At 72.5% G+C, this 18,843-nt stretch carries 13 protein-coding genes and 1 pseudogene; 5 read left to right on the top strand and 9 right to left on the bottom strand.

Translation table 11 applies throughout. The features are described from left to right. Positions 1-5: 5 nt before the first annotated feature. From ABTZ58_RS26750 to ABTZ58_RS26730, 5 genes are all read right to left on the bottom strand, one after another. Positions 6-1,154 carry a glycosyl hydrolase gene (locus ABTZ58_RS26750; protein ID WP_351361626.1) on the bottom strand — a complete coding sequence of 383 codons (1,149 nt, stop codon included), beginning with the start codon at positions 1,152-1,154 and terminating at the stop codon, positions 6-8. Next, positions 1,151-1,591: a hypothetical protein gene (locus ABTZ58_RS26745; RefSeq protein ID WP_351361623.1), complete on the bottom strand. Its 441-nt coding sequence runs from the start codon at positions 1,589-1,591 to the stop codon at positions 1,151-1,153. The genes ABTZ58_RS26750 and ABTZ58_RS26745 overlap by 4 nt, the downstream gene beginning before the upstream one ends. Next, positions 1,588-3,402, bottom strand: a complete 1,815-nt coding sequence (locus ABTZ58_RS26740; RefSeq protein WP_502996127.1) for a glycosyltransferase — start codon at positions 3,400-3,402, stop codon at positions 1,588-1,590. The genes ABTZ58_RS26745 and ABTZ58_RS26740 overlap by 4 nt, the downstream gene beginning before the upstream one ends. A 224-nt stretch (positions 3,403-3,626) precedes the next feature. Beyond that, a complete protein-coding gene (locus ABTZ58_RS26735; protein ID WP_351361618.1) occupies positions 3,627-6,026 on the bottom strand; it encodes a lipopolysaccharide biosynthesis protein in 2,400 nt (799 codons plus the stop codon). Between the two features lie 4 nt (positions 6,027-6,030). Then, on the bottom strand, positions 6,031-7,278 hold the full coding sequence (locus ABTZ58_RS26730; RefSeq protein ID WP_351361615.1) for a DegT/DnrJ/EryC1/StrS family aminotransferase: 1,248 nt from the start codon (positions 7,276-7,278) through the stop codon (positions 6,031-6,033). Between the two features lie 317 nt (positions 7,279-7,595). On the opposite strand from ABTZ58_RS26730, the gene fahA reads away from it, so the two are divergent. The 4 genes and pseudogenes from fahA to ABTZ58_RS26710 form a co-directional block, all read left to right on the top strand. Beyond that, a complete protein-coding gene (gene fahA, locus ABTZ58_RS26725) occupies positions 7,596-8,807 on the top strand; it encodes a fumarylacetoacetase (protein WP_351361612.1) in 1,212 nt (403 codons plus the stop codon). 181 nt (positions 8,808-8,988) lie between these two features. Next, on the top strand, positions 8,989-9,207 hold the full coding sequence (locus ABTZ58_RS26720; RefSeq protein WP_351361610.1) for a hypothetical protein: 219 nt from the start codon (positions 8,989-8,991) through the stop codon (positions 9,205-9,207). A 37-nt stretch (positions 9,208-9,244) separates the two neighbouring features. After that, positions 9,245-10,183, top strand: coding sequence for a M56 family metallopeptidase (locus ABTZ58_RS26715; protein ID WP_351361691.1), 939 nt, complete (start codon positions 9,245-9,247; stop codon positions 10,181-10,183). Positions 10,184-10,313: 130 nt separating this feature from the next. After that, a pseudogene (locus ABTZ58_RS26710) lies at positions 10,314-10,618 on the top strand (winged helix-turn-helix domain-containing protein); the annotation flags it as partial. Positions 10,619-10,629: 11 nt separating this feature from the next. On the opposite strand, the gene recQ reads toward ABTZ58_RS26710, so the two are convergent. Further along, a complete protein-coding gene (recQ, locus tag ABTZ58_RS26705; RefSeq protein WP_351361607.1) occupies positions 10,630-12,708 on the bottom strand; it encodes a DNA helicase RecQ in 2,079 nt (692 codons plus the stop codon). Between the two features lie 645 nt (positions 12,709-13,353). Between recQ and ABTZ58_RS26700 the strand changes: the two genes are divergently transcribed. Continuing rightward, positions 13,354-13,563 (top strand): hypothetical protein, encoded by a 210-nt coding sequence (locus ABTZ58_RS26700; RefSeq protein WP_351361604.1) that lies wholly within the window; start codon positions 13,354-13,356, stop codon positions 13,561-13,563. Between the two features lie 82 nt (positions 13,564-13,645). Here the strand turns inward: ABTZ58_RS26700 and nuoN are convergent, their stop codons facing one another. From nuoN to nuoL, 3 genes are read right to left on the bottom strand one after another with little or no spacing between them, the layout of a single operon-like run. Further along, positions 13,646-15,295, bottom strand: coding sequence for an NADH-quinone oxidoreductase subunit NuoN (gene nuoN, locus ABTZ58_RS26695; protein WP_351361602.1), 1,650 nt, complete (start codon positions 15,293-15,295; stop codon positions 13,646-13,648). Beyond that, positions 15,292-16,863: an NADH-quinone oxidoreductase subunit M gene (locus ABTZ58_RS26690; RefSeq protein ID WP_351361599.1), complete on the bottom strand. Its 1,572-nt coding sequence runs from the start codon at positions 16,861-16,863 to the stop codon at positions 15,292-15,294. Before ABTZ58_RS26690 ends, nuoN begins: the two co-directional genes overlap by 4 nt. Before the next feature lie 5 nt (positions 16,864-16,868). Then, the gene (gene nuoL, locus ABTZ58_RS26685; RefSeq protein WP_351361596.1) at positions 16,869-18,833 is read right to left on the bottom strand and encodes an NADH-quinone oxidoreductase subunit L; all 1,965 of its coding nucleotides are present in this window, start codon (positions 18,831-18,833) and stop codon (positions 16,869-16,871) included. Positions 18,834-18,843: the final 10 nt, after the last annotated feature.

Below are 18,843 nucleotides of genomic sequence, written 5' to 3'. Positions count from 1 at the left end.
CCCGGTTACTTCAGCGGCTGGTTCAGATACGGATCGGCGACTGCCTCGCGCAGGCTGTCCCAGGCCGCGTCGTTGGCCAGGGCGAGGTTGCAGTGCCGTCCGGGGTCGCGGTAGTTCCACTGGAGGGCCGCCTTCACGCCCTCCAGGCCCTTCAGCACTCCGGGCACCTGCGCGTACCACTCGGCCTGCCGCTGCGGGCGGGCCGGGTCCGCCGCCGTGCCGAACTCGGAGAGCATCAGCGGCTTGTCGTCGGAGATGTTCTTCCGGATCCACTCGTGCGTGGCGTCCTGCGTCTGCGCGAAGGTGAGCCAGCCGGTGTTGTGGCAGCGGTAGTAGTTGTACTGGTTGTAGCCGATCCAGTCGACGTACTCGTCGCCGGGATACATCTTCCTGATCGCGTCGCCGTGGTCGAGGTACCCGGTGGTGATCCACGTCCACACCACGTTGTCGACGCCCAGCTCGCGGAACCGGTCGTGGATGTGCCGGTAGGCCTGCACGAACTCGGCGGGCGTGCCGTTGGCCGGGGTGCGGGTGTCCATCTCCAGGTCGAAGGAGAGGAACACCTTCCTGCCGTAGTCCTTGATGCGCCGGGCCTGGACGTCGATGACCTTCTCGTCCAGCTCGCCGGCGGCGATCTGCTTCCAGGTCGGCTGCTGCCGCTTCGTACCGCCCCACCACTTGCTCTCCCAGGAGAGCAGCAGCAGGTGGTCCTCGCCGACACGCTGTTCCTCCGGCGTGAGCAGCTGGCCCTCGCGCCGGGTGCCCTCGGGCAGCGACATGTCGTGGTACGTGTACACGATGTCGAGCGGGCGGCCGACGCGCTCCTCGTAGGCGCGCACCTTCTCCGGCAGATCGTCCCGCTCGTGCGGCACGAACGCGCCGAACCAGGCGCCGCAGGGCGGTTCCAGGAGTTCCGTGGGGCGGCAGTCCGCCCCGGCACCGGCCGCTCCCTGGTCCTGCGGCCCGGCGGCGTCCCGCAGGGCGAGGACGGCGACCAGGATTGCGCTGACGACCGTCGCCGACGTGATCAGCAGACGGCGCCGGCTCGACGCCAGCGGGTCGGCGCCCCGCCGCTCCTCCTGCGGTGGCCTGCGGTGCTGTCCCGTCGCGTGGTGGTCACGGCGAGAGGGACGGTGGGGACGGTTGAACCTCACGGAGCGGAACCCTTCGGTGTCCTCGGTGTCGTCCGAGCCGGCGGGGAGGCGCGCAGCGGCGGACAGAACGCGGCGAGTGTGGTCAGCAGCGTCAGCGTCAGCAGCACCCGCTGCGCGCTGAAGGTGTGCGTGGCGATCAGCACGGTCGCCACGAGCATCACGGCGACGATGCTCAGCAACAGCGTCAGCATCCACCGTTCCAGCAGGTCGGAGTGGCGGGCGAAGTCGGGGTCCCGGCGCTCGACGGGTCCTTCCGCGGGGCGCGCCGCGAACGCGGGGGCGCAGACCCTGACCAGGGCCGCGCCCGGGCCCGCCGCCAGGAAGAGCACGACCGCGGCGCCCCGCAGCGGCGATCCGCCGGGCAGCGCGAGCGCGGCGAGCGCCAGCCACCCGCCGAACGGCGGCAGCATCCGGACCACGAGTTCCTGCGGTGTCATCGTTCCGCTCCCCCCGCCCGCCTCAGTTCGTAGAGCCATCCGGCGCCGTTCTCCGCGACGAGCCGGAACCGCGGTGAGGCGGCCACCGAGTCCCGTACGCGGCCCAGCTGCGCCCTGGTGAGCTGCCCGTTCATCTCGGAGTTGGCCAGCTGCCCCCGGGTGAGCAGGAAGTAGGCCCGGGCCGGCCGCTCCACCCCGGCCATGTCGGCGGCGAGGGTGGCGGCCGGGTCCCGCACGATCCGGTCGACATGGCTGCGGGCGTCGTCCAGGAACCAGTAGTGGCCGACGCTCCAGTAGGAGTCGTAGGCGAGCGGGTAGTTGCGGTTGGCGGCCACGACGAGCGAGCCGTCGGGCGCCTGGTCGAACAGCTGTCGCACGAGGGCGACTTCCTGTGGCGGGAAGTAGTTGATCCGGTCCTTGCCGGAGTAGGCCGGCACGAACGCCAGCGTGCCGCCGAGCAGCGCGGCCAGCGGCACCCAGCCGCCGGCCCGCAGGCGGCCGACGGGGACGGGGGCGGGCCGCCGGCCGTCCGCCGCCCGCGCGGTGGCGTCGGCGGCGAGCGTGCGGACCTTGGGCAGGATCGCCGCCGCGGCGAAGAAGGCGGCCCCCGGCAGCATGAACAGCAGCACCCGGAAGATCATCTCGCTGCCGTAGCTGCTCGCCGCGAACATCGGCAGCGGGGCCGCCGCGATCAGCAGCAGCGGCCGGGCCCGGTGGCGCAGCACCCGCTGGCGCAGCACCCCGACGGCCGCGAGCAGCAGGACCGAGCCGGACAGCAGCCGGGCCGCCCAGGAGGTCGCGATGGCTCCGGTGCCGGTCGGGGTGGCGCCGTAGCCGGTCTCGACGTTGGCGCCGACGTCGCCCACGGAGCGGATCATGTCGGGCATCGCGGCGGACAGGAAGGGCAGCGCGGCCGTCAGGCACCAGGCCAGGAAGATCACCACGGTCGTGACCCCCGGCACCCAGTCGCGGTAGCGGCGGCTCAGGCACAGGGCGACCAGGCAGACGACCAGCATGCCCGGGGTGAGCTGGTGGGAGATGACGATCGCCGTGATCAGGAGCGTGAGCACCACCGTCCACACCGCCTGCCGGGGCCGCCCGCGCCGTCCGGCGGACCGGCCGAAGCGGCGCAGGACGACGGCGAGGACCCCGACGTGCAGCGCGTAGGCCACCGACTGGGGCGAGAAGTAGTCCTGCCCGACCCAGTTGGCGACGTAGAACAGCCACACCGCGGTCCAGATCAGCCGCCGGTCCTCGGTGAAGGTGCGGTAGATCAGCAGCAGCGGGAGCAGCAGCATCAGGCTGGAGGCCAGGGGCCACCAGGCCATGAACATCGCCGACGACTCCACCCCCAGCAGCCGCACCAGGGCGGCCTGGGCGGCGAAGAAGCCCGGCCACTGGTCGTACACCGCCATGTCGCCGACCTGGTCGGCCGTCTGCAGACCGCCGGCCGTCAGCAGGTGGTCGATGACCGCGTCGTGCTTCCACGCCCAGGCGTAGAGCGGGGTCGGGTAGAGCACGGCCTGGGTGGCCCGCTCCATGACCAGCAGTCCGAGGACGTACGCCGCCGCCCAGCCGCCCGGCCGGCGAGGATCGCGGACCGTGAACCAGAAACCGGCCGTGAGCACCGCCAGTCCGGCCCAGAACGCCGGGTGCAGCGCGGTGACCAGGCCGTAGTCGTCGAGCCGTGAGACGTCCGTGTGCCGGACGGCGTACGCCCACAGTGCGAGCGCGGCGAGCAGCGGGAGGCCGGGCCAGGCGAGCGCGCTGCGGCCCGGCCGGACCGGGCTCAGGTCGGCCAGGTCCGTCACGGGCTCGTGTGCCGCCCTCGACGACTCCGAGGACGACGGGCTGGAGGACTGGCTGGCGGTCTCGGGGGTGCTGCCGGAGGTGCCGGGGGTGTCGGCGCCGTCCCGTGCTGGTGTGGGTTCTGGCGTGGATCTCTCCTTCGGCGTTACTGGCGGACGCACGGTGGTTCCCCCCTGGCGGTTCGGCTCTTCGCGGCCCTGTGCGGCCGGTTCGGCTCTCGGTCTGGTCAGTCGCTGGGCCGTCGGTCGGCTGGGTGCTCGGCTCTTTGCTGGGGTGTGTGCTCGGCTGGACGGTCGGGCGGGCGATCGGCCGGACCGGTGACCGTGCGATCGGCCGGGCGGGCGGCTGTGGGCTCGGCCGGACGGGCGGCGGTTCGGTCGGCTGTGCGGGCGGCGGTGGCGCGGGAGAGGCGGGCCGGGCCCCATGCCGACGCGGCACGGCGGCCCAGTGGCAGGAGCAGGACGAGTACGGCGAGGACGGCGAGCAGCGGCGGCGCGACGGGTGCGAGCGTCTCGCGCCACACCCAGCCGCCGACCGCGACGAGATACAGAACCCCCCAGCGCCCCGGCCAGGTCAGCCGGCCGCCCGCGCGCGCGAGCAGCAGCCACAGCGGGACGAGGCACAGCAGCTGGCAGACCGGCGGCACCCAGCGCAGCAGCGGCTCGGGCCCGTCGAGCCCCAGTGCGTCCGCGAGGAAGCCGGCCGTCTTCTCGTACAACGCCCCGTCCACCGGCCGCGGTTCCCGTCCCAGGGCGACCGGAGCGGTGTACAGGGCGAGCAGGGCGGCGTGCAGCGCCGTCCCCGGCAGCCAGGGGTCGCGCCGGGCGCACAGCGTGACGGCGGCGGTGAACACCACGAGCAGCAGGCCCCCCGCCGCCAGCGACGGCAGCGGCAGGCCCTCCAGCAGCTGACGCCCGGTCAGTGCGGCGCCCGACGCCCGGTCCAGCCACGGCAGGTCCCGCAGCGGCGCGAAGAAGAACACCACGGCCACGCCGAGCAGGCTCCACAGGGCGCCCCTGAGCCGCCGCTCCCCCGGCTCCTGCTCCCCAGGCGGCTCCGCGGGCGCCGGCGGCGGTTCCCGGGTGGGTCCCTCCGGCCGCGCGATCAGGGCCAGCGTGTCCGCCTGGAGCGCCTCGCGTTCGTAGCCGGGGCGCCCTATGAACAGTGTGACCGTGTCCTGGTCGCCGTCCCTGGGCTGGTAGGCGGCCGTGCGGGCCCAGGTCGTGCCGTACCCGGCGGTGGCGTTCAGTTTCGCCCAGCGGGTGCCGTAGGCGGTGTCGGAGGGGCCGGCCGGTGTGCGGACGGCGGGTGCGCCGTCGTCGTGGCGCAGGGCCGCGCGCAGTCCGGCCGCGGAGACGAAGGCGATCAGAGTCATGCTGAGCAGCACCGCCCAGCCCGCCCCGGCGATCCCGGCCGGTGTGAACAGCACGGTCGCGCTGCCCAGCACCAGGGCGCACATGGTGCCCTGGAGCGCGGCGAGCACGCCGGTGCGCCCCTGGACGCGCAGTACGCCGATGTACAGCTCCACCACGACCCGGGGCAGTGCGCCGAGCGCGAGCAGCCGCAGCACCGTCGAGCCGTGCTCGGCGTAGTCGGGGCTGAAGGGCGTGAGGATGTACGGGGCGAACAGGACGAGGACCAGCACCACCGGAACCAGCAGCAGTGTCATGCGCCGCAGGGCGCCCCTGACGCCGTCGGCGAGCTGGCGAGGGTCGTGCGAGGCGTGCGCGGTGAGGGAGGAGGCCATGTTGATGGCCAGGAACTCCATCGTGCCGCCGACGGTGTAGGCGACGTAGAAGTAGCCGTTCTCCGCGGCGCTGAAGCGGACCGCGACCATCACCGGCAGCAGGTTGATCATCGCCAGGCTGAACAGCGCGCCCAGCGAGTCCCCGGCCAGGAAGCGGCCCATGTCCCGGAACCCCGGGGGCTCCCTGTCGCGGTCGGCAGCCGCCTGGCGGGGGATGAGCCGGCGGAAGATCAGCCAGCCCAGCGGCAGGGTGGAGAAGGCGATCGCCACCGCCCAGGAGACGAAGATGCCGAGGACGGGCAGCGTGCCGGCGAAGACGGCCAGCAGGGCGAGCTTGCCGACCGAGAACACCGCGTTCCCGGCGGGCACCCACTCCGCCTTGCGCAGTCCGGTGAGCACCCCGTCCTGGAGGGTGAGCAGCGCCCAGGCCACGCACGCGGCGACGAAGACCGCCCCGGCCATGGGCGTGCCCAGCGGCGCGTACGACGCCCCCCACGCGTCGAGCGTGAGCAGGAAGACGGCCGCGGCGAGCGCCACGACCAGCGAGCTGGCCACGTACGTGCCCCAGACCAGCCGTCCCGTCTGCCGTCCCGCGCGCGGGACGAAGCGGACGACGGCGCCGATCATCGTCGTCGCCGTGATGCTGGCCAGCAGCCGCATCGCGGCGATGGCCGCGGAGCCCTGGCCGACGGCCTCCTCCGTGTAGTAGCGGGCGGCCACCAGCCAGAAACCCAGGCCCAGCACGGCCGAGACGCCGGTGCTGAGCATGAGGAAGTAGGCGTTCTTGAACAGCGAGTCGTGCGTGTGCTCGCTGTCGGCAGGCTTCGGTCCGCCGCCGGCGGGCGCGGTGGCGGGCTCGTGCACCTGGATCTCAGCCACGGGACTACCCCAGCCCTCCCGGTGTCGGTCCGCTCCGGGACAGCCGTCCCGGAGCGTCGACCGGACGGGCCCCGGACCGCTCCAGCGCCTCCATGACCGTGCGCGCCCGCAGCGGGTCCACGGGCAGCGCGTGCCGGGCGAACCAGCGGGCCGCCTCGGGGGCCGGTGAGGGGTCGGTGAACTCCGCGCCCGCGTAGTCGTCCAGCGGCGGGTCGTAGAGGTAGCCGACGATCACGCCCCGCTCCGCCAGGGCCGCGATCGCCGCGTCCCGGTCCTCGACGAACAGCGGGACCCGGAACAGCGGTTGCGTCCCGTAGGCGTCGCGCGGCTTGGCCCAGGGCGTGGCCAGCAGCAGCTCCGTGCCCGCCCGGCAGGCGTCCAGCACCTCGTCGAGCCGGTCGAGCCTGCGTGCGATGCGGCCCAGCCGCAGCCGGCCGGACTCCAGGCGGTAGTCGTGCATGTCGACGCGCAGCCACGGGTGGTGGGCGTCGAGCCCGGGCGCCTCGCGGGCGGCCAGCGCGAGTGCCTCCGGGCGCAGCGGCATCCGGATGTCCTCGCGGTCGGCCAGCCCGAGCAGCCGGATCGCGGCCCAGGCGGCCCTGCGCAGCCGCAGGCCACGCACCGCCGCCTCGGCGAACGGCCGCAGGGCGAAAACCAGTTCGGAGCCGGGCCGGCCCGGGGTGAGCAGCCCCGCGCGGGTCTCCTCCACGGCCCGGCGCAGCCCCGGGCCGGCGAGGGACAGCATGCCGCCGGCCTTGGCGCCGACGTGCTTGGACAGGCTGAACACGGAGGCCTCGCCCCACGCCCCGACCGGCCGGCCCCCGATCCGGCTGCCGATGGCGTGCGCCGCGTCCTCGAACAGCGGGATGCCCAAGGCGTCGCACGTGCTCCTGAGGCGTGGTGCCGGGTCCGGGTTGCCGTAGAGGTTCGTGGTGAGCACGGCCGACACCGAGCCCCACACCTCGTCCGGCACGGCATCGATGTCGATGGACGCGTCGAGCGGGTTCAACGGCGCCTGCACCGGGCGCAGTCCGGCGGCGAGCACCACGAAGAAGATCACGTCGTCGTTGACCGGCGACATCAGCACACGCCCACCGGGCGGGCACCAGTGGCGCAGCGCCACGTACAGCCCGAAGCGGCATGACGGTACGTACACACATTCCCGGCCGAGCCGCAGGCGCATGGTCTCTTCCAGCCGTTTCGGCCGTGAACCATGCCGCACCGAGCCCGGGCCGGCCTCCCCAATGGCCATCCGCCCCCCTGGTGTGCCGTAGGAACGCCCCCTCCCCGAGGCCTTCCGGCACCCGCCCAGAGTCGCCCCGTTCGCACCGCTCCGTCAAGATTGCGTCGCGTCCTGTGGATAACTTCCGGCACGTACACATGTGCGGCCCCGTCCGCCGCGCCGGTCACCGCCGACGGGTCCGCCCCGTCGCACCCGGGCCCACCTGCCCCGTTCCTCCCGCTCGCCTCCTCGGACTCTGCCCAGGACCCGTGCGTCACCCGTAACGTGTGGCACGACCACGGACACGTGGCGACGACATGGCGCACCCGAAAGCGAGGCAGCACCCGATGCCCCCCTTCGAAGTCCCCGAGGGCGATCCCTTCGGTCCGCACAACCTGCCGTACGGCGTGTTCTCCCTTCCCGGCTCCGCCCACCGGACCGTCGGCGTCCGGCTCGGCGACCATGTGCTGGACGCGGGCGCGGCGGCCCACGCGCTCGGTTCCCCGTACGCCTCCCTGCTGGCGCGGCCGAACCTCAACCCGCTGCTGGCGGCGGGCCGCACGGCCTGGTCGGACGTCCGCCGGGCGCTGACGGCCTGGGTGACCGTGCCCTCCCACCGCGAGACCGTCGAGAAACTGTTCCACCCGCTGTCCTCGGTGACGCTGCACCTGCCCTTCGAAGTCGCGGACTACGTCGACTTCTACGCCTCCGAGAACCACGCCCGGAACGTCGGGCAGATCTTCCGGCCCGACGCGGAGGACTCCCTCACCCCCAACTGGAAGCACCTGCCGATCGGCTACCACGGCCGCTCCGGCACGGTCGTGGTCTCCGGCACGGACGTCGTACGCCCCTCGGGCCAGCGCAAGGCGCCCTCCGACGCCGCCCCGGTCTTCGGCCCGTCCGTCCGGCTGGACATCGAGGCCGAGGTCGGCTTCGTCGTCGGCGTGCCGTCCCGCATGGGCCGGCCGGTGGCGCTCGGCGACTTCCGCGAGCACGTCTTCGGCCTGTGCCTGCTGAACGACTGGTCCGCGCGGGACATCCAGGCCTGGGAGTACGTGCCGCTCGGCCCGTTCCTCGGCAAGTCCTTCGCTACCTCCGTCTCGGCGTGGATCACCCCGCTGGACGCCCTGGAGGAGGCTCTCGTGGCGCCTCCGGCCCGGACGCACCGGCTGCTGCCCTACCTGGACGACGGCGACGAGGAACCCGGCGGCTACGACCTGCGGATCAGCGTCGCCGTCAACGGTCACGTCGTCTCCGAGCCGCCCTTCTCCACCATGTACTGGACGGCCGCCCAGCAGCTGGCCCACATGACCGTCAACGGCGCCTCCCTGCGCACGGGCGACCTGTACGGCTCCGGCACGGTCAGCGGGCCGTCGGAGCGCCAGCGCGGCTCGCTGCTGGAGCTGACGTGGAACGGCCGCGACCCGCTGGAACTCCCCGACGGCAAGCGGACGTTCCTGGAGGACGGCGACGTGGTGACCCTCTCGGCCTGGGCGCCCGGCCCCGACGGCGTCCGCGTGGGACTGGGCGAGGTGACGGGGCGGGTGGTCCCGGCCTGACCCCCGTGCCCGGTCCGGGCGGCCCGGGCCGGCCCGCCCCCGGCCCTCCCATCCCTTCCGGCCCTGCCGGCCCTCCCACCCCCTTCCGGCCCTTCCGGCCTTTCCGTCTGCGTCCGGCTCCTGACGCACACCGCCCGGGCCCGTCATACTGGGCCACGGGCGGTGTGCCCGTACCCGCGCGGTGCACGGCACGTCGGCCGCGCCCGTCGCGGTCACGGGTGCGCACGGCAGCCGGATCCTCGGTGAGCACGGCGACCACGTCACCGGCGTGCACGGTGACCCGGTCGCCACCGCTCACGGTGTCCGGGTCGTCGGCGCGCACGGTGCCGACCGCACGGGTGCGCACCACAGCCGCAGCACCCGCGCGTACGGCGGCCGCCCTTCCCAGCACGACCCGTAGCCGCCCCTTTTCCGACCAGGAACCGGAGCCCGTGGCCATGACCGTCTGCCTGCTCCTGCTGAGCGTTGTCGCCGTGACGGCCGCCGTCCCCGTCCCCCGGGTGCTGACCCGGGCCTCGTGGCCGGAGCGGGAACCGGTGGTCGCGCTGTGGGTGTGGCAGTGCCTGGTCGCCACCGTCCTGCTGTGCTGCGTGACGGCTCTCGCGCGGGGCGCTGCCGCCGTGTTCGGCACGGTCCGCGCGCAGCTGTTCGCCCCGGCGCCGCCGGCCGTGACCGCCGCGTACGACCTGTCCACCGCACCGCCCTGGGCCGCCGCTCTGACCGTGCTGCTGGCCTGCGGCGCGGCCTGGACGACCGCGATGCTCGCGCGGGAGCTCGTCGAGGCGCGCAGGCGCCGCGCCCAGGCCCGCGCCCATCTGCGCGAGCGCGCCCCCGACCTGCCGGCCGGCCTGCCCGCCGCCAAGGGGCCCGTGCTGGTCCTGGAGGAGGAGTACCCGGACGCCTGGTGGATGCCCGGCAGCCCGCCCCAGCTGATCGTCACCACGGGCGCCCTGCACCGCCTGACCGGCCACCAGCTGGACGCCGTCCTCACCCACGAGCGCGGCCACGCCCGGGCCCGCCACGACTGGCTGCTGCACCTGTCCACCGCCCTGGCCACCGGCTTCCCCCGCGTCCCGCTGTTCGCCCACTTCTGCGACCAGACCCACCGCCTGGTCGAGCTGGCCGCCGACGACACCGCCTCCCGCCGCTGCGGCCACCTGACCACGGCCCTGGCCCTGATCGAGCTCAACCAGCACCGCGGCGTGCTGTCCTGCGCCTCCAGCCACCGGCTGCTGGGCGAGCGGGTCGACCGGCTCCTCGAACCGCCGCCGCGGCTCGGCCGCAGGCACCGCGCCCTGACGACCACCACGGCCGCGCTCGTCCCGCTGCTGCCCCTGCTGATCGCCTTCGCGCCGGGCCTGACGGCGCTGTCGTAGCCGCACCGGCCGGACGGCCGCCGGTGGCGGAGCCGCCCTTCGGCACCACGAACACCCAGGTCAGGCGTGGAACCGGTCACCCCCGGTGGCGCAACATTCCCGCTACACCACATGTCCCTATCGGATAGGCATGGTCCGATCCATGCCGACCGACCGCATCCGAGACCACGCCGGACAGGGCGCCGCGACCACCGTCGCCGCCCACCGCGCGCGGCGCCGGCTGCGCGCCGACCGGGCCCGGCAACTGGCCGACCTGCTCCGCCGGCAGCTGCTCACCGGTGACTTCGCCGAGGGCGTCCTGCCCACGAGTCGGCACTAGCGGCCGACTACCGCGCCAGCCACAACACCGTCCGCGAGGCACTCGACCTGCCGCGGGCCGAAGGGCTGGTGGAACGCCAGCCGGGCGTCGGTACCGTGGTCGTGGCCCACAAGTACCGAGCTCGGCCCTATATCCAGTCGTCGGGCTCCGGCTCCGCGTCCATCTCGGGCCAGTCGTCCGGCCCGTGCGTGTCCTGGCCGGGTGCCTGTCCCGGAGCCGGGCCGGCCGCCGGAGCCGCCCCGGGCGGTCCGCCCAGGGACGCGAGCACCTCCAGCACACCCTCCCCGTACGTCGCGCGCTTCTTCTCGCCGACCCCGCTGATGCCGCCCAGCTCGCTCACCGACGTGGGCCACGCCAGGGCGATCTCCCGCAGCGTCGCGTCGTGGAAGATGACGTACGCCGGAACGCCCTGCTCGCGAGCCTGTTCGGCCCGCCAGGCGCGCAGGGCCTCGAACGCCGGCAGCAGCCCCTCGGGCAGCTCGGCCACGGCCGTCCTGGCCTTGCGCTCGCTCCGCCCGGAGCCGGAGGACGAGGAGCCCGACCGGGAGGTCACCGGCTTCTTCGGCTCCTTGCGCAGCGGCACCTCCCGCTCCCGCCGCAGCACTGCCCCGCTGGCCTCGGTCAGCACCAGCGTGCCGTACTCGCCCTCCACCGCGAGCAGCCCCTGGGCCAGCAACTGCCGTATGACGCCTCGCCATTCGCCCTCGGTCAGGTCCTCGCCGATGCCGAAGACCGACAGCTGGTCGTGGTCGAACTGGATGACCTTGGCGGTGCGCTTGCCCAGCAGGATGTCGACGATCTGCACCGCGCCGAACTTCTGCCCTCGCTCCCGCTGCAGCCGTACCACCGTCGACAGCACCTTCTGCGCCGCGACCGTGCCGTCCCAGGTCTCCGGCGGGGTCAGGCATGTGTCGCAGTTGCCGCAGCCGGCCGGGTCCGGGTCCTGGCCGAAGTAGGCGAGGAGCTGGCTCCGGCGGCACTGGGCCGTCTCGCACAGCGCCAGCATCGAGTCGAGGTGGGCCTGGGCCCGCCGCCGGAAGGCCTCGTCGCCCTCGCCGGACTGGATCAGCTTGCGCTGCTGGATGACGTCGTTGAGCCCGTAGGCCATCCAGGCCGTCGAGGGCAGCCCGTCGCGACCGGCCCGGCCCGTCTCCTGGTAGTAGCCCTCGACCGACTTGGGCAGGTCGAGGTGGGCGACGAAACGCACGTCCGGCTTGTCGATGCCCATGCCGAAGGCGATGGTCGCCACCACGACCAGGCCGTCCTCCCGCAGGAAGCGGGACTGGTGGGCCGCGCGCGTCCCCGCGTCCAGGCCTGCGTGGTAGGGCACTGCCTCGATGCCGTTGCGGCTGAGGAACTCGGCGGTCTTCTCCACGGAGTTGCGCGACAGGCAGTAGACGATGCCCGCGTCGCCCGCGTGCTCCTCGCGCAGGAAGGCCAGCAGCTGCTTCTTCGGGTCGGCCTTGGGCACGATCCGGTACTGGATGTTGGGCCGGTCGAAGCTGGCCACGAAGTGGCGGGCCGCCGGCATGTTCAGCCGCTCGGTGATCTCCCGGTGCGTCGCACGGGTGGCGGTCGCCGTGAGCGCGACGCGCGGGACGTCCGGCCAGCGCTCGCCGAGCAGCGACAGCGCCAGGTAGTCGGGCCGGAAGTCGTGGCCCCACTGGGAGACACAGTGCGCCTCGTCGATCGCGAAGAGGGAGATCTTGCCGCGCGAGAGCAGATCGAGGGTGCTCTCCAGCCGCAACCGCTCCGGCGCCAGGTACAGCAGGTCAAGCTCGCCGGCGAGGAACTCGGCCTCCACCGTCCGGCGCTCGTCGAAGTCCTGCGTGGAGTTCATGAACCCGGCCCGCACGCCCGCGGCCCGCAGCGCGTCCACCTGGTCCTGCATCAGGGCGATCAGCGGCGAGACGACCACGCCCGTACCCGGCCTGACCAGGGACGGAATCTGGTAGCACAGGGACTTTCCGCCACCGGTCGGCATGAGCACGACGGCGTCGCCGCCGGCGATCACGTGCTCGATGACCGCTTCCTGCTCGCCGCGGAAGGCGCCGTAGCCGAAGACCCGGTGCAGCGCGGTCAGCGCCTCACTCGCGTCGGCACCGAGCGGCCCGGCCGGGCCACCGCCGACCCCGAGCAACCCGGCTGTGCCACCGTCGGCACCCGATCCCTCGCCAGTACCGGTCGCCGTGTCCCGTTCCGTCATCACACTCGTCCCGCCCGTCGCGCCCATCGTTGCGTCCCCCGTGCGTCGCGCCTCGACCACTGCGTCCACCATAGGCGCCCGCACCGACAGCCCCGGAGTTATCCACAGGTCCCGTCCGAGGAGACGGAGCGGTCCACACTCCCGTTCGACTCAGCGCAATGGACGGCCCGTCCGGCACACCCCCACCCGCCGGGCGAAGCTGCTCACGCGGCCCGGGTGAGGCCCGTGGCTCACGCCCCCGTCCGCCCCTCCCCCGGCGGGCGCCACCGCGCCCGTCTGACGAGCGCCCGCCCCGGGCGTCCCTGTCCGCAAGGAGCGACTCGACATGTCCCTCCGCGAGACACTCAACGCCGCCGGTGCCCTCGCCCTGATCACCACGCTCGCCCTCGCCGCCGCTCCCGCCCATGGCGCCGGACACGGCCACGGCGCGGAGGCCCGAGCTCGTCCAGACGTACGCCGCCACCCGCCACTACCAGCACGTGAAGCGCGCCATGGGAGACGGCTATCGGCCCGCCGGGCCGTGCACCGCCCTGCCCGGTCAGGGCGGCATGGGCTACCACTACGTCAAGCAGCGGCTGATCAACTCCACCGATCCGGTGAAGCCGGCCGCGATCGTCTACCACAAGGACAAGCACGGCAAGCTGCGTGCCGGGGCCGTGGAGTGGATCGTCCGGGGACGCCGACCAGAAGGTGGAGACGGACCGGGACCGTCCGGTGATGTTCGGCGACCGGCACTTCGACGGGCCGGAGGGGATCCCCGGTCTGCGCGTCGTCCACACGCCGCGCGCCTGGATCTTCAAGGACAACCCCAAGGGCGCCTTCCACCCCTGGAACCCCCGGGTGCAGTGCCCCTGACCGCCTGATCCGCACGCACACGCGAAGGGACCCGGCCTCCAAAGAAGACCGGGTCCCCTGCACGCCCCCATGCACGAGGGGCCTAGCGGACGAACACGCCCGCCTGTCCCGCTAGGTCCAGGAAGTACTGCGGCGCCACACCGAGCACCAGCGTGACCGCCACACCGACGCCGATCGCCGTCATCGTCAGCGGCGACGGCACCGCCACCGTCGGGCCCTCGGGCCGCGGCTCGCTGAAGAACATCAGCACGATGACGCGGATGTAGAAGAACGCCGCGATCGCCGACGAGATCACACCGATGACCACGAGCGGAGCCGCCCCGCCCTCCGCCGCCGCCTTGAACACGGCGAACTTGCCCGAGAAGCCGGACGTCAGCGGAATGCCCGCGAAGGCCAGCAGGAACACCGCGAACACGGCCGCCACCAGCGGCGAGCGGCGGCCGAGCCCCGCCCACTTGGACAGGTGCGTCGCCTCACCGCCCGCGTCGCGCACCAGTGTGACCACCGCGAAGGCGCCGATCGTCACGAACGAGTACGCGGCCAGGTAGAAGAGGACGGACGAGACGCCGTCGGGCGTGGTGGCGATGACACCCGCGAGGATGAACCCGGCGTGCGCGATCGACGAGTACGCCAGCAGCCGCTTGATGTCGGTCTGCGTGATCGCCACGATCGCACCGCCCAGCATGGTGACGATCGCCACGGCCCACATCACCGGCCGCCAGTCCCAGCGCAGGCCCGGCAGGACGACGTACAGCACCCGCAGCAGCGCGCCGAAGGCCGCCACCTTGGTCGCCGCCGCCATGAAGCCGGTGACCGGGGTGGGGGCGCCCTGGTAGACGTCCGGGGTCCACATGTGGAACGGCACCGCGCCCACCTTGAACAGCAGGCCCATGACCAGCAGCGCGGCGCCGACCAGCAGCAGCGCGTCGTTGCCCATGGTGTCGGCGAGCGCCGGGTTGACGTCCTGGACGGTGCCGTCGACGACCTGCGCGATCGTCGCGTACGACATCGAGCCCGCGTAGCCGTACAGCAGCGCGATGCCGAACAGGGTGAACGCGGAGGCGAACGCGCCGAGCAGGAAGTACTTGACCGCCGCCTCCTGCGACATCAGCCGCTTGCGGCGGGCCAGGGCGCACAGCAGGTACAGCGGGAGGGAGAAGACCTCCAGGGCGACGAACAGCGTCAGCAGGTCGTTGGCCGCCGGGAAGATCAGCATGCCGGCCACGGCGAACATCAGCAGCGGGAACACCTCGGTGGTGGTGAACCCGGCCTTGACCGCGGCCTTCTCGCTCTCGCTGCCCGGCACGGACGCGGCCTGCGCGGCGAAGGAGTCCACCCGGTTCCCGTGGACCACCGGGTCCAGGCGCCGCTCGGCGAAGGTGAACAGGCCGACCAGGGCCGCGAGCAGGATCGTGCCCTGCAGGAACAGGGCCGGTCCGTCGACGGCGATCGCGCCCATCGCCGCGATGCGCGCCTTGGTCGTGCCGTACCCGTCGGCCGCGAGGGCGACGACCGCGGCGAACGCGGCCGCCAGGGCGACGACGGAGACGAACATCTGGACGTAGTAGCGGGATTTGCGCGGCACGAACGCCTCGACCAGGATCCCGACGATCGCCGCTCCCACGACGATCAGGGTGGGCGCCAGCTGGCCGTACTCGAACTTCGGCGCGTCGATCTTGGTGATCGGGTCGGCCGCGGTTGTCCACAGGCTGTGGACGGCTGATGCGCTCACTTGGCCGCCTCCACCTCGGGCTGGGGGTCCTTCTTCTGAACGTCGGACATGGTCTGCTCCACCGCGGGGTTGACGATGTCCGTGACGGGCTTCGGGTAGACGCCCAGGAAGATCAGCAGCACGACCAGCGGGGCGACCACCACGAGTTCCCGCACCCTGAGATCCGGCATGGCGCTGACCTCGGGTTTCACCGGGCCCGTCATCGTCCGCTGATAGAGGACGAGGGTGTAGAGCGCGGCGAGGACGATGCCGAAGGTGGCGATGATGCCGATCACCGGGTAGCGCGTGAACGTGCCGACCAGGACGAGGAACTCACTGACGAACGGCGCCAGTCCCGGCAGGGAGAGCGTCGCGAGGCTGCCGATCAGGAACGTGCCGGCGAGCACCGGGGCGACCTTCTGCACCCCGCCGTAGTCGGCGATGAGCCGCGAGCCGCGCCGGGAGATCAGGAAGCCCGCGACCAGCATCAGCGCGGCCGTCGAGATGCCGTGGTTGATCATGTAGAGCGTCGCGCCGGACTGGCCCTGGCTGGTCATCGCGAAGATGCCCATGATGATGAAGCCGAAGTGGGAGATCGACGCGTACGCCACCAGCCGCTTGATGTCCCGCTGGCCGACCGCGAGCAGCGCCCCGTAGATGATGCTGATCAGGGCGAGGACGAGGATCACGGGCGTCGCCCACTTGCTGGCCTCCGGGAAGAGCTGGAGGCAGAAGCGGAGCATCGCGAAGGTGCCGACCTTGTCGACGACCGCCGTGATGAGGACCGCGACCGGGGCCGTCGACTCCTGCATCGCGTTGGGCAGCCACGTGTGCAGCGGCCACAGCGGCGCCTTCACCGCGAAGGCGAAGAAGAAGCCGAGGAACAGCCAGCGTTCGGTGCCGGTCGCCATGTCCAGCGTGCCGTTGGCCCGGGCCTCGGAGATCTCCTGGAGCGAGAAGTTCCCGGCGACCACGTACAGGCCGATCACCGCGGCCAGCATGATCAGGCCGCCGGCCAGGTTGTAGAGGAGGAACTTCACCGCCGCGTACGAGCGTTGCGTCGCCGCCGCCTTCTCGCCGTGCTCGTGGGCACGGTCCCCGAAGCCGCCGATGAGGAAGTACATCGGGATCAGCATGGCTTCGAAGAAGATGTAGAAGAGGAAGACGTCGGTGGCCTCGAAGGAGAGGATCACCATCGCCTCGACGGCCAGGATCAGCGCGAAGAAGCCCTGCGTCGGCCGCCACCGGCTGCTGCCGGTCTCCAATGGGTCGGCGTCGTGCCAGCCCGCGAGGATGATGAACGGGATGAGCAGGGCGGTCAGCGCGATGAGCGCCACGCCGATGCCGTCCACGCCCAGTTCGTAGCGGACGCCGAAGTCGGCGATCCAGGCGTGGGACTCGGTGAGCTGGTAGCGGTCGCCGCCCGGGTCGAAGCGGACCAGGACGACGATCGCCAGGACGAGCGTGGCGAGCGAGAAGAGCAGCGCCAGCCACTTGGCGGCGGTACGCTTCGCGGCCGGTACGGCAGCCGTGGCGATCGCCCCGATGGCCGGGAGCGCCGCTGTCGCTGTCAGCAGAGGAAAGGACATCGGTATCAGACCGCCCTCATCAGCAGGGTCGCGGCGACGATGACCGCGGCGCCGCCGAACATCGAGACCGCGTAGGAGCGGGCGAAGCCGTTCTGCAGCCTGCGCATCCGCCCGGAGAGGCCGCCGACCGAGGCCGCCGTGCCGTTGACGACGCCGTCAACCAGGGTGTGGTCGACGTAGACCAGGGACCGCGTGAGGTGCTCGCCGCCGCGGACCAGGACGACGTGGTTGAAGTCGTCCTGGAGCAGGTCGCGGCGGGCGGCCCGGGTGAGCAGCGAGCCGCGCGGGGCGACGGCCGGGACCGGGCGGCGGCCGTACTGCGCCCAGGCGAGGGCGACGCCGATGACCATCACGGCGACCGTGGACAGCGTGACCGTGAGGGCGCTGACCGGCGGGTTGCCGTGGTCGTGCCCGGTGATCGGCTCCAGCCAGTGCAGGAACCGGTCGCCGATGCTGAAGAACGCGCCGCCCGCCACCGACCCGACGGCCAGCACGATCATGGGGATCGTCATGACCTTGGGCGACTCGTGCGGGTGCGGCGGGGTGTACTCGCCGCGTGTCTCGGCCGCGGGCTCCACGTCCGGCTCGGCCGGGGACGGGGTCGGCGCGTGCCGCCAGCGCTCCTCGCCGAAGAAGGTCATCAGCATCACGCGCGTCATGTAGAACGCGGTGATGGCCGCGCCGAGCAGGGCGCACGCGCCGAGGATCCAGCCCTCGGTGCCGCCCTTGGCGAACGCCGCCTCGATGATCTTGTCCTTGGAGAAGAAGCCGGACAGGCCCGGGAAGCCGATGATCGCCAGGTAGCCGAGGCCGAAGGTGACGAACGTGACCGGCATGTACGTGCGCAGGCCGCCGTACCTGCGCATGTCGACCTCGTCGTTCATGCCGTGCATGACCGAGCCGGCGCCGAGGAACAGCCCGGCCTTGAAGAAGCCGTGCGTCACCAGGTGCATGATCGCGAAGACGTAGCCGATCGGGCCGAGCCCGGCGGCGAGGATCATGTAGCCGATCTGCGACATGGTCGAGCCGGCCAGTGCCTTCTTGATGTCGTCCTTCGCGCAACCGACGATCGCACCGAAGAGGAGCGTGACGGCACCGACGATGGTGACGACGAGCTGGGCGTCGGGGGCGCCGTTGAAGACGGCCCCGGAGCGGACGATCAGGTAGACGCCCGCGGTCACCATGGTCGCGGCGTGGATCAGGGCCGAGACCGGGGTCGGGCCCTCCATCGCGTCCCCGAGCCAGGACTGCAGCGGCACCTGGGCGGACTTGCCGCAGGCGGCGAGCAGCAGCATCAGGGCGATCGCCGTCAGCTTGTCCTCACCGGCGGCACCGGCGAGTCCGGCCTCCTCGTGGCTGCCGAGCACCGGCCCGAAGGCGAAGGTGCCGAACCACAGGAACATCAGCATGATCGCGATGGACAGGCCCATGTCGCCGACGCGGTTGACCAGGAAGGCCTTCTTCGCGGCCGTGGCGGCGCTGGGCTTGTGCTGCCAGAAGCCGATCAGCAGGTAGGAGGCGAGACCGACGCCCTCCCAGCCGACGTACAGCAGCAGGTAGTTGTCGGCGAGGACGAGGATCAGCATCGCCGCGAGGAACAGGTTCAGATAGCCGAAGAAGCGGCGGCGCCGCTCGTCGTGCTCCATGTACCCGACGGAGTACAGGTGGATCAGCGATCCGACGCCCGTGATCAGCAGGACGAACGTCATGGACAGCTGGTCGAGCTGGAAGGCGACGTCCGCCTGGAAGCCCTCGACGGGGATCCAGCTGAACAGGTGCTGGCTCATGACGCGCTGGTCGGCGTCCTGGGCCAGCATGTCGCTGAACAGCACCAGGCCGAGCACGAAGGAGACGGCCGCGAGCAGGGTGCCGAGCCAGTGGCCGACGGCGTCCAGCCGGCGTCCGCCGCACAGCAGGACCGCCGCTCCGAGCAGGGGCGCCGCGACCAGCAGCGCAATCAGGTTCTCCACGATTCTCCCG

This window comes from Streptomyces sp. NPDC094143 (assembly GCF_040303825.1).
In the GTDB taxonomy this organism is placed as follows: domain Bacteria; phylum Actinomycetota; class Actinomycetes; order Streptomycetales; family Streptomycetaceae; genus Streptomyces.
The sequence above is the reverse complement of the archived record's forward strand: the minus strand, read 5'-3'. Positions and strand labels throughout refer to the sequence as shown.

Bases quoted from the DNA above. Each gene is read 5' to 3' on its own strand.
- ABTZ58_RS26745 (WP_351361623.1), bottom strand. From the start codon at position 1,591: ATGACACCGCAGGAACTCGTGGTCCGGATGCTGCCGCCGTTCGGCGGG.
- ABTZ58_RS26730 (WP_351361615.1), bottom strand. From the start codon at position 7,278: ATGGCCATTGGGGAGGCCGGCCCGGGCTCGGTGCGGCATGGTTCACGG.
- fahA (WP_351361612.1), top strand. From the start codon at position 7,596: ATGCCCCCCTTCGAAGTCCCCGAGGGCGATCCCTTCGGTCCGCACAAC.
- ABTZ58_RS26715 (WP_351361691.1), top strand. From the start codon at position 9,245: ATGACCGTCTGCCTGCTCCTGCTGAGCGTTGTCGCCGTGACGGCCGCC.
- recQ (WP_351361607.1), bottom strand. From the start codon at position 12,708: ATGACGGAACGGGACACGGCGACCGGTACTGGCGAGGGATCGGGTGCC.
- ABTZ58_RS26690 (WP_351361599.1), bottom strand. From the start codon at position 16,863: ATGTCCTTTCCTCTGCTGACAGCGACAGCGGCGCTCCCGGCCATCGGG.